The sequence below is a fragment of the Thalassotalea castellviae genome (assembly GCF_031846185.1).
Classification (GTDB): Bacteria; Pseudomonadota; Gammaproteobacteria; order Enterobacterales; family Alteromonadaceae; genus Thalassotalea_H; species Thalassotalea_H castellviae.
This window is the reverse complement of sequence record NZ_JAVRIF010000011.1, coordinates 110,549-125,192: the sequence shown is the minus strand read 5'-3', so window position 1 is coordinate 125,192 and position 14,644 is coordinate 110,549. Positions and strand designations below refer to the sequence as shown.

Below are 14,644 nucleotides of genomic sequence, written 5' to 3'. Positions count from 1 at the left end.
GAAGCCCGTTACGAGAGTGACGGGCTTTTTGCTAAAACATTAATATTTAGTGAATTTTATCTCAGTTTAATTTCCTAACTAATAATGTTTTTTTGTCTGGTGACAATAGCGACGTAGTACCACCTGATCCCATTCCGAACTCAGAAGTGAAATGCGTTAGCGCCGATGGTAGTGTGGGAGTTCCCATGTGAGAGTAGGACATTACCAGACACCCTTTTTAAAGTATAAAAAGCCCTTGTCTTTCGACAAGGGCTTTTTTCGTTTACAGTATTCATTTTAAGATTAAGTGCTTATAAGTATGTCGTGGGAAAGTAAAATTTGTTGGGAGGTTGCTCAACAGCGTGCGAGTGTTATTCGATCTATTAGAGAGTTTTTTTATTCTCGTAATATCTTAGAAGTTGAAACGCCATTGCTGAGCCATGGCACAGTTACGGATGTTTATTTAGATAGTTTTTCCTGTCGGTACGACTTTGCTTCTAGATCTTCATCTAAAAATTTATTTTTACAAACTTCGCCCGAATTCGCTATGAAAAGGTTGCTCGCTTCTGGTTATCAATCAATTTATCAGATATGTAAGGCTTTTCGGCACGAAAGTCATGGTCGCTTTCATAACCCAGAATTTTCTATCTTAGAATGGTATCGAATCGATTTTGATCATTTTCAACTTATGGATGAATTAGCTGATTTACTCAGCCTTACATTAAAGTGTGGTGAAGCGGAAAGGATGACCTACCAACAGGTATTTCTAAAGTATTTAAAAGTTGATCCGCTAACCTGTACCAATGCATTACTTAAAGAGACTTTAAGTGATCATAAAGTGTTAGGAGATTGGATCGATACAGAGCAAGATAAAGACGTGTTATTACAAGTGTTGTTCTCAGAATGCATTGAAAACCAGTTAGGGAGCGATGTACCGTGCTTTATATATAATTATCCTGCCAGTCAATCTGCTTTAGCTAAACTATCTACAGATGATCCTAGAGTAGCAGAACGATTTGAATGTTATTATAAAGGCGTTGAGTTAGCGAATGGTTTTAATGAGTTAACTGATCCTCGTGAACAAATCAGTCGTTTCGAGACTGATAACGCAAAACGACATTCTCTCGGAAAAAAAGATAAACCTTTAGATCGTTTATTCCTTGCTGCTTTAGAAAATGGCTTACCAGCCTGTGCAGGAGTAGCAGTTGGTATAGATAGATTATTGATGTTAGCACTTGATAAACCAGATATCGCATCGACAATGACATTTAATATCACCAATGCATAATTGTTTTGTGATACTGTATCAAGTGTGATAATATATCAAAATTAGATTGATAGTAACTGAGCGGAATAACGTGTTAGATAGAATTGGCATCACAGCAACATCTTTATGTGCCTTGCACTGTATACTGCTGCCTGTAATTTTACCGGCATTGCCTTTACTCGGTATTGGATTTCTAGCCGATCATACTTGGGAGCATATCTTTTTAATCGTGACTGCCATTCTAGGTTCAATTGCTATGTTTTCTGGCTTTAAGCGTTATCATAAAAAATTATACCCGTTTTATTTGTTAATGCTTGGTGTCGTAGTGTATTGGCAAAAACACGATTTTTCAGAAGCGGTACAACCATTTTTTATAATGATAGGAGCAACACTTATAGTTGCTGCTCATATTATTAATATTAAATTATGTAATAGTTGTAAACAATGTAATGAACATGAATGTAGCAAATAGTTAATTTTTGCTACATATTCAAATCTTTAAGTTTTCGAGTCAAAGTATTTCTTCCCCAACCTAACTTTTTAGCTGCTTCTTGTTTATGCCCTTTCGTATTGGCTAACGCGCATTTTATGAGTATCTCTTCAAAAATGGGTAACGCATGATCGATTATCCCTTGATTTCCAGCATTTAATTGCTCATTTGCCCATTGTTGTAATAAACCTTGCCAATTATTTTGGCTATCAGTGATTGTTGGAGTAGTTTCAGAAAGTTCACTAGGTAAATCATTAATATGTATTTCTTTGCCACTTGCCATAACCGTTAAGAAACGACAAATGTTTTCAAGTTGTCTAACATTACCCGGCCATTCACAATTTAATAAATACTCTAAAGTTGATTTTTCTAATGTTTTTGGCTCAACACTCAATTCTTGAGCAGCTTGTACTAAAAAGTGATTCGCAAGTTGAGCAATATCTTCTTTTCTTTCTCTCAAGCTAGGGATATGTATTCTAATAACATTGAGTCTGTGAAATAAGTCTTCACGAAAATCACCATTATTAACTCTATCCTCTAGATTTTGGTGTGTTGCGGCAAGAATTCTCACATCAACTTTTATCGGTGAATGACCACCAACACGGTAAAATTGGCCGTCAGCTAAAACTCTTAAGAGTCTGGTTTGAATATCCAGCGGCATATCGCCAATTTCATCTAAAAATAAAGTGCCATTATGTGCTTGTTCAAAACGCCCGTGCCTTACGGTGTTTGCACCAGTAAATGCACCTTTTTCGTGTCCAAAGAGTTCAGACTCAATCAAATCCTTTGGTATAGCTGCCATATTTAAAGGGATAAAAGACTCTTTTGCTCGTGGACTATGTAAATGCAAAGCATGAGCAACGAGTTCTTTACCCGTACCGGATTCGCCATTGATTAACACACTAATGCTTGAGCGAGATAATCGGCCAATAGCTCTAAAGACCTCTTGCATGGCAGGGGCTTCGCCTATAATACCGACAGGTACCGAAGTAGTTTCTTGCGTTCGGGTTTTAGCTTTTAATTCTTGTGCATGGGTTAAGGCACGACGAGTTAGTGCTAGCGCTTCATCAATATCAAATGGTTTAGGTAAGTACTCAAATGCACCACCTTGGTATGCATTTACTGCGCTATCAAGATCAGAATGCGCGGTCATGATAATTACAGGTATATTAGGGAAACGATGATTAATATCGCTTAACAGCTCCATGCCATCGATATTGGGCATTCTTATATCAGAAATAATTATCTCTGGTTGCCCGTGGTCTAGTGCGGTTAGAAGGTTTTCAGCACTATCAAATGATGCCGCACTAATGCTTGCGTTTGACAATGCTTTTTCTAGCACCCAACGGATTGAACTGTCATCGTCTACAATCCATACTTGTTCTGTGATCATGATTTTGTCGCTTCCGTAATTGGTAATATGATTATAAATTCAGTATGGCCTGGTTGGCTGATACAAGATAATTTGCCACGATGTTGATTAATTAATGTTTGCGAAATAGATAAGCCTAAACCTGTACCATTCGCACGACCCGACACCATAGGGTAAAACAAAGTATTCTGAATTTTTTCTGGAATACCTGGTCCGTTATCAATAATGCTCAGCTGCATAGCAAGTTTTATTCGCTTACCGTTGATGGTTTTATTGCTGGTAGCCCGAGTTTTTAATGTGATTTTGCCATCTGGACCTAGTACTTGCAGCGCATTATTAACGATATTCAAGATTGCTTGTTGAAGTTTGTCAGGGTCAAAAGTAATGTCAGGGATAGAAGGGTCATAATCTTTGATTATGGTGACATTTTCAGGCTTATTAAAACTCGTTAGTTGCGCAACTTTTTCAAGTACCACATGAATATTTTGATCAGAAACATTTGGCAATTGATTAGGGCCTAATAATCGATCTACTAGATTTGTTAATCGGTCAGCTTGCTCAATGATCATTTGTGTATATTCTTGTTGCTCTGTTGCTAATTCTTTATTTAATAATTGAGCAGCACCGCGCAATCCACCTAATGGGTTTTTTATTTCATGCGCTAACCCTCTTATGAGATCTCTTGCTGATTCCCATTGGAGTTGTTGAAAAGCTTCGACACTAATTTGTTTTTGCTGATCGATTTGCTTGAATTCGAGAAGAATGTGTGGTGATTTATCAAAATCGACGGAAGATGCCGTGATTTCGACTGTAATTTTGCGCCGGTCAAAAAACTCCAAAATAACATCGCTATCACTAAACTCTTGTCCTGAGGTGAGTAATTGATTTAAGCGATTATCGTTAATCGGATTATTAAAGAATATAGACTTAAGCTGTTGATCCGCTAATTTATTAAAACTTTTAATTAAAAGCGCTTCAGCTGCGGGGTTAACATACTGAATACGTAATTCTTTATTTAGCACAATGACTGCCGTTACCATTTGATTAGGCAGGTTTTGCTGATAATAAAGCTTACTATGCTGATTATTGCTTTCTGAATTAACCATAAATTCTCAACGCACTGTTTTGGTGCGATTTTAATTAAGTGTAGTCCGTTAAAGTGCTCAATGCACCTTTTTAATGCTTAATTAGCTCGAATTACTGAGGCTCTATGCATATAAAAGGTTACTGGTTCAGAAGATGCAATTACCTTGCCTTTATCGTTAATTAAATCCATTTTTAATTGATGTTCTCCACGTTCAACATTTCGTAAGACAAACATTGAGTGGGTTTGTGGTTTTTCGTAGGGCTGGTTATCAAGTTTCAATTGTATTTTTAACCCTTGTTTAAAAATAGGTTTAATACGACCAGACACATATACAGAACCAGTGTTATCTCTGATTGTTGCATTGTTTGCTGGTTGAGATATTTCTACTTGATATTTTTCTTCGATGGTTTTGGGATTGATATCTAAAATGGAAGTGTCGATGGAGGAAGACATATTATTCGGTTCTTTAACGTCTACTTCTTCTGCGCCAGGTTTGGGGCTATCAGAATACACTAAAACACCGTCGGCATTGCGCCAAACGTAAATTTTAGTCGAAGTAGCTGATATTGGTAACGAAATCACAATTGTTAAAATCATGACAACGAATAATTTCAAATTAGTCAAATAAATCCCTTACTTAATCGATATACCCTTAATCTATCAAATTATATAATTTTCGCCACAAAAAAAGCTCACCAGAGTGAGCTTTTTAATCTTAATGACTTTTAAATGTAGATTAAACGCTATAATACATTGAAAATTCAACAGGGTGAGTTGATGTATTTAATAACTCACAATCTGCTCGTTTAAGCTCAATATATGCATCAATCATATCATCATCCATCACCCCACCAGCAGTTAAAAACTCGCGGTCTGCTTCTAATGCATCAAGAGCATCAGTTAATGAAGTAGCAACTTGTGGAATTGATAATGCTTCCTCAGCTGGAAGGTCATATAAATCTTTATCCATTGCATCACCAGGGTGAATTTTGTTTTTGATACCGTCAAGACCAGCCATTAACAAAGCAGAGAATGCTAAGTAAGGGTTTGCAGCTGGATCTGGGAAGCGTACTTCAATACGAGCAGCTTTTGGAGATGGTACTACTGGAATACGAATCGATGCAGAACGGTTAGCTGCTGAGTAAGCAAGCATAATTGGCGCTTCAAAGTGAGGCACTAAACGTTTGTATGAGTTAGTTGCTGGGTTAGTAAATGCGTTTAATGCTTTAGCGTGTTTAATAATACCGCCAATGTAATAAAGCGCCATTTCAGATAATCCGCCGTACTTATCACCAGAGAATAAGTTTACACCATCTTTTGCTAAAGATTGATGAACATGCATACCAGAACCGTTATCACCAACTAATGGCTTCGGCATGAAAGTCGCTGTTTTACCATAGGCGTGTGCAACGTTATGAACAACATACTTGTAAATTTGAACTTCATCAGCTTTTAATACCATCGTGTTAAAACGACATGCGATCTCATTTTGACCACAAGTGGCAACTTCATGGTGATGTGCTTCAACAACTAAGCCCATTTCTTCCATAACAGTACACATTGCAGAACGAATATCTTGTGAAGAATCTACTGGAGAAACAGGGAAGTAACCACCTTTAAGACCAGGACGATGGCCCATATTGCCTTCTTCATATTCAGTACCAGAATTCCAAACCGCTTCTTTATCATCAACTTTGAAGAAAGAACCACTGATATCCGTATGGAAACGGACGTCATCAAATAAGAAAAATTCAGGCTCTGGACCAATTAAAACTGTATCTGCAATGCCTGTTGAGCGTAAATATTCTTCTGCACGTTTCGCCACAGAACGAGGATCACGGCTATAACCTTGCATAGTATCTGGTTCGACGACATCACAACGAACATTTAATGTTACAGCATCTGTGAATGGGTCTAAAACTGCTGAAGCTGGATCAGGCATTAAAACCATGTCAGATTTGTTGATACCTTTCCAGCCTTGAATTGAAGAGCCGTCAAACATTTTACCATCTTCGAAGAAGTCTTCATCTACTTGGTGATGAGGAATCGAAACGTGTTGTTCTTTACCTTTCGAATCAGTAAAACGTAAATCAACGAATTTTACATCGTTTTCTTTGATTAAATCTAATACTGCTTGTGACATTGAGTGTCTCCAGTGAAGTTATCGTAAATAATTAAATGCAAGGCATTATGTTTATGTTTCGTTATAAGCGATTATCATGCCAAGCATTAAATGATTAAAAAACAACTGGTTAGCTATTTTAAGGTTAATGGTTAGCACCATATTGGTGCGGTCAATGTTCTTTATTGGTGCATGAAAGTGTTGTGGATCATATTGGGGTATTCTAGTTCATAGATTAAATAGGGGGCTAATATTTTAGTTGTCGCTATAGCGGCAATAATCCTGTATAATCCGCGCCCAATTATAGCCCTATGAGCAAAAGCCCGTGTTAGAGAAATTACGTAATGTAGCGATTATCGCCCACGTTGACCATGGTAAAACGACCTTGGTTGATAAACTATTAGATCAGTCAGGCACACTTGACGCAAGAAATGGTCTTGAAGAACGTGTCATGGATTCAAACGATATCGAAAAAGAACGTGGTATCACTATCCTTGCTAAAAATACTGCCATCAACTGGAACGATTATCGTGTAAATATCGTTGATACTCCTGGCCATGCTGATTTTGGTGGTGAAGTTGAGCGTGTGATGTCAATGGTTGACTCAGTGCTTCTTATTGTTGATGCGCAAGAAGGCCCAATGCCGCAAACACGCTTTGTCACGAAAAAAGCTTTTGCACAAGGGTTAAAGCCAATTGTCGTTATTAACAAAATTGATAAGCCTGGTGCTCGTCCTGAATGGGTAATGGACCAAGTTTTTGATTTGTTCGATAATTTAGGTGCTAGCGATGATCAATTAGATTTCCAAGTGGTATATGCTTCAGCAATAAATGGCTGGGCTTCAATGGAAGAAGGTGAAGTTGGCACCGATATGACGCCACTTTTCCAAACGATTGTTGATCAAGTTCCACCACCAAATGCAGATCAAGATGGTGCGTTTCAAATGCAAATATCACAACTTGATTACAGTTCATATCTAGGTGTTATTGGTGTTGGACGTATTACTCGTGGCTCTGTAAAACCAAACCAACAAGTTACTGTTGAAGGCGCAAATGGTAAACTTCATAACGGTAAAGTGGGTAAAGTATTTGGTTATTTAGGCCTTGAACGTCATGAAACAGATATCGCACATGCTGGTGATATCATAGCGATTACGGGATTAGGTGAACTCAAGATTTCTGACACAATTTGTTGTCCAAATGAAGTTGATGCATTACCACCATTGTCTGTTGATGAACCAACAATCAACATGACATTCCAAGTAAATACTTCACCGTTTTCAGGTCAAGAAGGGAAGTATGTCACGTCGCGTAATATTAAAGATCGTTTAGATAAAGAGCTTGTACATAACGTAGCATTACGTGTTGAACAGTTAGACGATCCTGACAAATTTAAAGTTTCAGGCCGTGGTGAACTTCACTTAGGTATTTTAATAGAAAATATGCGTCGTGAAGGCTACGAATTAGCTGTTTCTCGTCCTGAAGTAATCATGCGTGAAGTTGATGGTCAAATAGAAGAACCTTATGAAACTGTTACTATTGATGTAGAAGAAGAGCATCAAGGTACCATCATGGAAAAAATGGGTGTTCGTAAAGCTGAACTAACAGATATGGCGCCTGATGGTAAAGGCCGTATCCGTATGGACTTTATCATGCCGAGTCGCGGTTTAATCGGTTTCCAAACTGAGTTTATGACTATTACTTCTGGTTCTGGCTTGATCTACCATACTTTCTTAAAATATGGTCCACATAAAGGCGGAGATATTGGTCAACGTTTAAATGGTGTGATGATTGCTAATGCCACTGGTAAGGCGTTAACTAACGCATTATTTAACTTACAATCTCGCGGTCGTATGTTAATTGGACATGGTTTAGATATTTATGAAGGTCAAATTATCGGTATTCATTCACGCGATAATGACTTAACAGTAAATGCGCTTAAAGGTAAGCAATTAACAAACGTACGTTCATCAGGTACGGATGAAGCACAAACTTTAACGCCACCAATCATTATGTCGTTAGAACAAGCGTTAGAATTTATCGATAATGATGAGTTAGTAGAAGTTACACCAGATAGTATTCGTATACGTAAAAAATTCTTAAAAGAGTCTGATCGTAAACGTGAAGGTCGCGCAGCAAAATAAACTCGACTAATTTTATCTAATAAAATACCGCATTGTTCACTGAATAATGCGGTATTTTTGTATCGGTTAACCTATTGTTAACTTTGTAGGATAAACGTCATAACTTACATCTCATTATGTAAGACATATCTTAAACTGCCATCAGAATTCGTACTATTCTTCCTGTATAGTGACAAATAAAAATACTTTAAATCATTGTTAATCATGACATTTAAAACTACATATACAAACTAGTAACATTTGTTTTTCATTTTGATACATTCATAGTGACTAGCGCATTATCAAACGTTTGCTACAATTTATTATGAAGTAACAAAACGCTTGTATGTTAATGACAGTAATGGAGTATTCGCGAAAGCGGGATAATATATGATGGAACAAAGCAAATTAAATAGATTAAATTCTTTGTTTGAAAAAATGGTTGCTGAAAGTGCAAATATCATTGAGAAACGAGAATTAAAAAGTTTGTATAACGAGTTCATCAATGATGGTCGCGAGCAACCTCGTTCGAGCACTTCATATCAGCAACCCCGTAAAGTCGCAATTAATTCATAACCATAATTATAAAAATTTAAGTATTTCTGCCAAAGGAATGAACGGTGTCTCCCGAACAATTAATCACCTTACAAAAATTAAGCCGGCTTTTTGAAGAGGGTGCTGCCGGCCCAGACCAAATAAAACAACTTTCAGATCTTCTTGCTAAAGTTAATCAACATATTGATCCCATTAATGAGATTAATTTAGATCCTTTTAAGTTTAAAAACCCTTACCAGTAAGCGATACTAAGATTTTAATGCGGTAATAAAAGCTTGTGAATCCTTAATCGATTGATTCATTTGCATAATTAAACGATCAATATCTTGTTTAATTACTTTATATTCACCTTTTAACGCGCCAATTGCTTTGGCATTAAGGTTATGTTTTAAATAAAGCATGTTGTCTTTTAGTGAAGCTAAAATGGGTGACATTCTATCTTCTGCTTTATGCATAGCTTTTATCACAGTTAAATAACGTTTTTCAGTTGTATTAAGTTGTCGCTCACTTTGTCTTTTAAGTGATTGATTACTGTATTGCTTTATTTCATCACGCCATTCATCGAATAAAGCTTCAGCAACATCTTCAATCGCATCAATGCGTGCTGAAACCTCTTCTGCTGCTTCTTGACTTGATTCAAAACTATCTTTACTTAATTCATATTGAGTTTGTAATTCACCACCATCAAAAGCGATTAATTTAGAGAGTTGCTCCAAGGCGCTAATAAACTCTTCTTTCGCTTCCTCTTGAGAAGTAGTTGCTTCTTCAACTCTGTCAATTAAGATATCTCTTTTATGGGTACCTACTTTCTCCATTGCTGAGTAATAAGCTGATTGACAACCATTAAGCAAAAGCAAAGCAAATATTAGAATAATTGTTTTATAAAACATATTGGCTAATCCGAGGATTTATAACGAGCAGCATCAATGATGCACCATAAATAGACGATAGGAACTAAAATCCAACCAACTAATAACCAAACCAGTACCCACGAAATTGCCATCGCGATAAAGAAGAATATCGCCGCTAAAATTCTACCTTGAACGAGTTGGCCTAAGCCGGGAATAAAAAAACTACAAATAGCCGCTAATACGTTTCCACCTGAACCTTGACCTGACATAAAACACCTCTTTTTCTTAATAAAACATTATAGAATAAATCTTGTTAATCATAATATACTGTAAATACAGGAATATTAACTACTAATGATTATGGAATTTATTAACAAATTGTTAAATTCAGCACTTTGGACAAAAACCGCTAAGTTTTTTTGGTTTTTTTTGCGCCGTATGAATGCCGAACAAGTCCATGTGACGGCGGGGTATTTATCATATGTAACCTTGATGTCATTGGTTCCCCTGATGGTTGTTATGTTGTCAGTTATGACGGCATTCCCTATTTTTTCAGATATTAAAGATATGATCGAAGGTTTTGTCTATCATAACTTTTTACCTGCTACAGGGGATGTAGTTAGAGAATATATTACGGGGTTTGTCGCAAATGCTTCTAAAATGTCAGCCATTGCAATTACTTTTTTATTTCTTTTTGCACTCATGTTGATTTCTGCAATTGATAAAAGTCTTAACAAATTATGGCGCATTGATAAAAAGCGTAAGATCGTAACTTCATTTTCAATGTACTGGATGGTATTAACATTAGGCCCTGTTCTTGTCGGTAGTAGTATAGCTGCCACTTCTTATATTGTTTCATTGATGTCGTTAGGTGATTATGATGTTTTAGGTGTTGCTAATGTTTTATTACGGCTTTTACCGATTATCGCCTCTATTTTTGCGTTTTTTATTTTATATATTGTCGTTCCTAATAAAGATGTGAGTTTTAAATTTGCTCTTTCAGGTGCCATTTTGGCGGGCGTTTTGTTTGAAATTGCGAAAAAAGGTTTTGCTTTTTATGTCACGCAGCTTCCTTCATATCAAGCAATATATGGGGCATTAGCGGGGATCCCTATTTTGTTTTTATGGGTATATTTGTCTTGGTTGGTTGTTCTGTTTGGCGCCTTGTTTACCGTATGCCTTGAAGATTTTTCACAGCAAAAGGACTAAATAATGTCTCGTGCTTTATACCCTAAAATTAAACATTATCATCACGAATGGCTTAAGGTAGATGATGTTCATCAAATTTATCTAGAGCAATCAGGAAACCCTAATGGTATACCTGTTTTGTATTTGCATGGTGGTCCTGGCGGTGGTTCAAGTAATAATCATCGTCGATATTTTGATCCTGAAAAATACCGTATTATTATTTTTGATCAACGTGGTTGTGGACAGTCAAAGCCTTCACCGTCAATTGAAAACAATCACACAGACTTTTTGATTGAAGATATTGAAAAGATACGACAACACTTGTCTATTGATAAATGGTTGATTTCTGGTGGGTCATGGGGAACTACCTTAGCACTCATCTATGGTATTCGATATCCCCAAGTTGTGCTTGGTTTTATCTTAAGAGGCATTTTTTTAGGGACGAAAAAAGAATATGATTGGTTGTATCAGGTGGATGGCGCTGAACGTTTTTTTCCTGAATATTACCAAGATTTTATCAAACCTCTTGAAGGTAACTTTCAAGATAATTTACTTGAAGGTTATCAGCAAATATTTTCATCTGATAATGAAGTCGCTAAAATTGCTGCGTGTAAAGCATGGTATTTATGGGAATTAAGGCTTTCAACCATTGAACATCACCATATAGGCATGGCGCAAATAGAAGATAGTCATCAAGCTTTATGTATGGCACAGCTTTCTCATCATTACTTTTATCATCACTGCTTTATTGAAGAAAATTATATTCTTAATAATATTGCTAACATCAGTGATATACCTGCGATTATTATCCATGGAAGATATGACATGGTTTGCCCATTGAATACCGCGGCAAATTTAACCAAGCATTGGGTAAATGCCAGTTTACAAATTTTACCTCAAGCAGGGCATAGCGGCTTTGAGAGTCAAACAATCGATGCACTTTGTAAGGCAACCGATGTCATGGCGAACTTTTTACAAGAGACTAAAAGATGATTGCCTTACTCCAACGTGTCACAGAGGCTAGCGTCGAAGTTAATCAGCAAATAATCGGTGAAATAAATCATGGACTGTTAGTGTTATTAGCGATTGAGCCAGATGATAATGAAAAAAAAGCGGCAAGACTGGCTGAACGCGTTGCTGGTTATCGAGTGTTTGAAGATGAAAACGGTAAAATGAACCTAAATGTGAAGCAGGTGCAAGGAGACATTTTAGTGGTCTCGCAATTTACATTAGCTGCAGATACCACGAAAGGAATGAGACCTAGCTTTACTTCTGCTGCAGAGCCAAAATTTAGTGACAATTTGTATCAATATTTTTGTCAGCAATTAAGAAAGCAAGGCTTTAAAGTACCAACTGGTCAATTTGGTGCAGATATGAAAGTTCGATTGTTAAATGATGGACCAGTAACCTTTACTTTATCTATTTAATTTTTTATCTATTTACCATGCCGTGTTGCCAAAACCTAGCCAAACGAGTTAAGGCATAATGAGGAAGAACTGAGTTGTTATCACTTAGTACGGCATCAATCGGCGTTAAGTGAATAATAATATTTTTGTAATAAGGAATATGAAAATAGCGCATCATTCGGCTGCCTTTCAGCGAAGATAGATGCAATAACGCGATATTGAGATCATGTTCATTTAAATCGGGCAAGTTAATGGTTAACCAAGTATTTTTATCGATTTTATTTAAAACACGCTTTATTTGTTTAAGAAAGTATTGAGGGTTTTCATCTGTTTGATAAATATCATAAATAAGCCAATCACAGCGTTGCTGTTTCTTTTGCTTAGCTAACCACAGTTCAAAGGAAGAATGAGCTATGGGTTGTTGTATGTTTTGTGGATTAAAGAAGTTTTCAAAGCACTCAATCACTTGTGCATTATATTCGATGCTTAATATCTCACTGTTAGGTAAAATATTCGTTAAATAACGAACAAGGTTGCCACCACCTAAACCTAATTCAATAATTTTATTGGGTACGTGAAACAACAGAGGTAACATCATAAAATATTGATGTGGAATAGTCAGTTTACTAGGCACTCGCTTTAACATGATGCTTTGCACAACATCATCAAATAAAATCCAGCGATAATGTTCATTTTCAGCAACCGCTAAATTTTCGTTGCCTTGATGCAAATAAAGTAATTTACTTTGTTGTAATTGAGCGGCTAATTTCATTAAATATCAAATAATTATTAGAATGACAATACTATTACTATAAGCATAGACAATGATCACTTGCAGAACACCTAAAACAAAAAAAGAGTTTGAACAATATTATTATTTACGTTGGTTGATATTACGTTCGCCATGGGGCAAAGAACGAGGTAGCGAATTAGATAATCTTGAAGATCAAGCAATTCATCGCGCTATATTCGATCAAAAAGGTAATGCAATAGCCGTTGGCAGATTACACTTTACCAACGAAAACCAAGCTCAAATACGCTATATGGCGGTTGCTGATACAGCACAAGGGAGCGGAATGGGGAAATGCTTGCTTGACTCTTTAGAAGCAGAAGCGCAAAAACGTGGTGCGACATTGATTGAGCTAAATGCTCGAGAAGTTGCCTTAGCGTTTTATCTAAAATCTGGTTATCAAAATATGGGAAAAGCACATTTATTGTATGGTGATATTCAACATTATGCTATGACGAAAAAGTTGAGTGTTTTATTAACTCATCGTAGCAAACAAGCGAAAAATTTAATGGACGTTTGGCATAAAACTATTCCTTTAAGTAAAGCAATGAATATCAATATTGGCTATTACGATGGTTTAGAATTGGTCACTCATTGCGATCCTATGTTTAATAAAAACCTTCATAACACAATGTTTGCTGGCAGTATTTATACTCTTGCCACATTAACGGGGTGGGGTTGGGTGTATTTACTTTTACAAAACAGCCATTGCCATGGAGATATTGTTTTAGCCGAGGGAAATATTAAATATTTAGCGCCTATTAATGGTGTGTCATGTGCTAAAACAGAACAATTGCTTGTAGATGGGAGCACAGAGCACTTAGTCGAAAACGGTAAGGCGAAAATGACCATTTCAGTAAATGTTTATAGTGGTGATACAGTAGCAGCAAAATTTATTGGCAAGTATGTTGTGATCAACAAGGAAAAAAATCAATGTTAAGAATGCTATTGTGTGCGGGGTTATTTATTGTCGCCAGTTCAGTTGTCGCGCAGTCGTCGATTGAAAAAACAATAATCAATCAAACGCTTGAACGTTTTCATCTGGCTGCTGCAGAAGCAAATTATGAGGCATATTTTAATTTATTTGCGGAACAAGCGGTATTTTTAGGAACGGATGGAAATGAGCGTTGGACAAAAGAAGAATTTAAAAAATATGTCAAACCACATTTTAATCAAAAAATTGGCTGGCTATATGAATCGACACAAAGAAATATCACTATAGTTAACGATACTGACATCGCGTTTTTTGATGAACTGCTTTTTAATAAAAATTATGGTCAATGTCGAGGCACTGGGATATTACTTAAAGTTAATAATCACTGGAAAATTTTGCAGTATAATTTATCGATTCCAATTCCTAATGATCTATCTAAGCAAGTTGTTGGATTAATTCAAAAGACAAGTTAACCCTAATC

General features: G+C 36.4%; 17 protein-coding genes and 1 rRNA gene. 11 read left to right on the top strand and 7 right to left on the bottom strand.

Translation table 11 applies throughout. From position 1 onward, the window contains the following. Positions 1-95: 95 nt before the first annotated feature. The 3 genes from rrf to RM573_RS16270 all read left to right on the top strand — a co-directional run bounded on the left by rrf (position 96) and on the right by RM573_RS16270 (position 1,718). A 5S ribosomal RNA gene (gene rrf, locus RM573_RS16280) occupies positions 96-210 on the top strand. Positions 211-298: 88 nt separating this feature from the next. Beyond that, complete coding sequence (epmA, locus tag RM573_RS16275) at positions 299-1,267, top strand: elongation factor P--(R)-beta-lysine ligase (protein ID WP_311584478.1); 969 nt, start codon at positions 299-301, stop codon at positions 1,265-1,267. 70 nt (positions 1,268-1,337) lie between these two features. Further along, positions 1,338-1,718, top strand: coding sequence for a MerC domain-containing protein (locus RM573_RS16270; protein WP_311584475.1), 381 nt, complete (start codon positions 1,338-1,340; stop codon positions 1,716-1,718). Positions 1,719-1,728: 10 nt separating this feature from the next. Here the strand turns inward: RM573_RS16270 and glnG are convergent, their stop codons facing one another. The 4 genes from glnG to glnA all read right to left on the bottom strand — a co-directional run bounded on the left by glnG (position 1,729) and on the right by glnA (position 6,338). Continuing rightward, positions 1,729-3,129, bottom strand: coding sequence for a nitrogen regulation protein NR(I) (gene glnG / locus RM573_RS16265; RefSeq protein WP_311584472.1), 1,401 nt, complete (start codon positions 3,127-3,129; stop codon positions 1,729-1,731). Further along, positions 3,126-4,214, bottom strand: coding sequence for a nitrogen regulation protein NR(II) (gene glnL / locus RM573_RS16260; protein WP_311584469.1), 1,089 nt, complete (start codon positions 4,212-4,214; stop codon positions 3,126-3,128). The genes glnG and glnL overlap by 4 nt, the downstream gene beginning before the upstream one ends. Positions 4,215-4,291: 77 nt before the next feature. Further along, positions 4,292-4,819, bottom strand: coding sequence for a DUF4124 domain-containing protein (locus RM573_RS16255; protein WP_311584466.1), 528 nt, complete (start codon positions 4,817-4,819; stop codon positions 4,292-4,294). A gap of 112 nt (positions 4,820-4,931) precedes the next feature. After that, positions 4,932-6,338 carry a glutamate--ammonia ligase gene (glnA, locus tag RM573_RS16250; protein WP_311584462.1) on the bottom strand — a complete coding sequence of 469 codons (1,407 nt, stop codon included), beginning with the start codon at positions 6,336-6,338 and terminating at the stop codon, positions 4,932-4,934. Positions 6,339-6,642: 304 nt separating this feature from the next. Between glnA and typA the strand changes: the two genes are divergently transcribed. The 3 genes from typA to RM573_RS16235 all read left to right on the top strand — a co-directional run bounded on the left by typA (position 6,643) and on the right by RM573_RS16235 (position 9,236). Further along, positions 6,643-8,460: a translational GTPase TypA gene (typA, locus tag RM573_RS16245; RefSeq protein WP_311584459.1), complete on the top strand. Its 1,818-nt coding sequence runs from the start codon at positions 6,643-6,645 to the stop codon at positions 8,458-8,460. Positions 8,461-8,829: 369 nt separating this feature from the next. Next, positions 8,830-9,015, top strand: a complete 186-nt coding sequence (locus RM573_RS16240) for a hypothetical protein (protein ID WP_311584456.1) — start codon at positions 8,830-8,832, stop codon at positions 9,013-9,015. Between the two features lie 44 nt (positions 9,016-9,059). Then, positions 9,060-9,236 carry a hypothetical protein gene (locus RM573_RS16235; RefSeq protein ID WP_311584453.1) on the top strand — a complete coding sequence of 59 codons (177 nt, stop codon included), beginning with the start codon at positions 9,060-9,062 and terminating at the stop codon, positions 9,234-9,236. A gap of 6 nt (positions 9,237-9,242) precedes the next feature. Here RM573_RS16235 and RM573_RS16230 read toward each other — a convergent pair whose 3' ends face one another. Together RM573_RS16230 and RM573_RS16225 are read right to left on the bottom strand one after the other, a co-directional pair. Then, entirely contained in the window at positions 9,243-9,884 is a 642-nt protein-coding gene (locus RM573_RS16230) for a DUF2959 domain-containing protein (protein WP_311584450.1), read from the bottom strand. A gap of 5 nt (positions 9,885-9,889) precedes the next feature. Further along, positions 9,890-10,114: a hypothetical protein gene (locus tag RM573_RS16225; protein WP_311584448.1), complete on the bottom strand. Its 225-nt coding sequence runs from the start codon at positions 10,112-10,114 to the stop codon at positions 9,890-9,892. Positions 10,115-10,199: 85 nt separating this feature from the next. Here RM573_RS16225 and RM573_RS16220 point away from each other — a divergent pair, with 85 nt between their 5' ends. Genes RM573_RS16220 through dtd form a run of 3 tightly spaced genes read left to right on the top strand, consistent with a single transcriptional unit; the run spans position 10,200 to position 12,460 of the window. Further along, on the top strand, positions 10,200-11,054 hold the full coding sequence (locus tag RM573_RS16220; RefSeq protein ID WP_311584445.1) for a virulence factor BrkB family protein: 855 nt from the start codon (positions 10,200-10,202) through the stop codon (positions 11,052-11,054). Between the two features lie 3 nt (positions 11,055-11,057). Then, positions 11,058-12,026: a prolyl aminopeptidase gene (gene pip, locus RM573_RS16215; protein WP_311584443.1), complete on the top strand. Its 969-nt coding sequence runs from the start codon at positions 11,058-11,060 to the stop codon at positions 12,024-12,026. Then, positions 12,023-12,460: a D-aminoacyl-tRNA deacylase gene (gene dtd / locus RM573_RS16210; RefSeq protein ID WP_311584440.1), complete on the top strand. Its 438-nt coding sequence runs from the start codon at positions 12,023-12,025 to the stop codon at positions 12,458-12,460. The genes pip and dtd overlap by 4 nt, the downstream gene beginning before the upstream one ends. A 4-nt stretch (positions 12,461-12,464) precedes the next feature. On the opposite strand, the gene RM573_RS16205 is transcribed toward dtd, so the two are convergent. Further along, positions 12,465-13,211 carry a polyamine aminopropyltransferase gene (locus tag RM573_RS16205; RefSeq protein ID WP_311584437.1) on the bottom strand — a complete coding sequence of 249 codons (747 nt, stop codon included), beginning with the start codon at positions 13,209-13,211 and terminating at the stop codon, positions 12,465-12,467. A gap of 52 nt (positions 13,212-13,263) precedes the next feature. Between RM573_RS16205 and RM573_RS16200 the strand changes: the two genes are divergently transcribed. After that, positions 13,264-14,169, top strand: a complete 906-nt coding sequence (locus RM573_RS16200; protein ID WP_311584434.1) for a bifunctional GNAT family N-acetyltransferase/hotdog fold thioesterase — start codon at positions 13,264-13,266, stop codon at positions 14,167-14,169. Then, the gene (locus tag RM573_RS16195; RefSeq protein ID WP_311584431.1) at positions 14,163-14,636 is read left to right on the top strand and encodes a nuclear transport factor 2 family protein; all 474 of its coding nucleotides are present in this window, start codon (positions 14,163-14,165) and stop codon (positions 14,634-14,636) included. The genes RM573_RS16200 and RM573_RS16195 overlap by 7 nt, the downstream gene beginning before the upstream one ends. The last annotated feature ends 8 nt before the right edge of the window (positions 14,637-14,644 follow it).

What these genes read in the sequence shown, in the direction of transcription:
- epmA (WP_311584478.1), top strand. Translation starts at nt 299, where the DNA reads ATGTCGTGGGAAAGTAAAATTTGTTGGGAGGTTGCTCAACAGCGTGCG.
- glnG (WP_311584472.1), bottom strand. Translation starts at nt 3,129, where the DNA reads ATGATCACAGAACAAGTATGGATTGTAGACGATGACAGTTCAATCCGT.
- glnL (WP_311584469.1), bottom strand. Translation starts at nt 4,214, where the DNA reads ATGGTTAATTCAGAAAGCAATAATCAGCATAGTAAGCTTTATTATCAG.
- glnA (WP_311584462.1), bottom strand. Translation starts at nt 6,338, where the DNA reads ATGTCACAAGCAGTATTAGATTTAATCAAAGAAAACGATGTAAAATTC.
- RM573_RS16240 (WP_311584456.1), top strand. Translation starts at nt 8,830, where the DNA reads ATGATGGAACAAAGCAAATTAAATAGATTAAATTCTTTGTTTGAAAAA.
- RM573_RS16230 (WP_311584450.1), bottom strand. Translation starts at nt 9,884, where the DNA reads ATGTTTTATAAAACAATTATTCTAATATTTGCTTTGCTTTTGCTTAAT.
- RM573_RS16225 (WP_311584448.1), bottom strand. Translation starts at nt 10,114, where the DNA reads ATGTCAGGTCAAGGTTCAGGTGGAAACGTATTAGCGGCTATTTGTAGT.
- RM573_RS16220 (WP_311584445.1), top strand. Translation starts at nt 10,200, where the DNA reads ATGATTATGGAATTTATTAACAAATTGTTAAATTCAGCACTTTGGACA.
- pip (WP_311584443.1), top strand. Translation starts at nt 11,058, where the DNA reads ATGTCTCGTGCTTTATACCCTAAAATTAAACATTATCATCACGAATGG.
- dtd (WP_311584440.1), top strand. Translation starts at nt 12,023, where the DNA reads ATGATTGCCTTACTCCAACGTGTCACAGAGGCTAGCGTCGAAGTTAAT.
- RM573_RS16205 (WP_311584437.1), bottom strand. Translation starts at nt 13,211, where the DNA reads ATGAAATTAGCCGCTCAATTACAACAAAGTAAATTACTTTATTTGCAT.
- RM573_RS16200 (WP_311584434.1), top strand. Translation starts at nt 13,264, where the DNA reads ATGATCACTTGCAGAACACCTAAAACAAAAAAAGAGTTTGAACAATAT.
- RM573_RS16195 (WP_311584431.1), top strand. Translation starts at nt 14,163, where the DNA reads ATGTTAAGAATGCTATTGTGTGCGGGGTTATTTATTGTCGCCAGTTCA.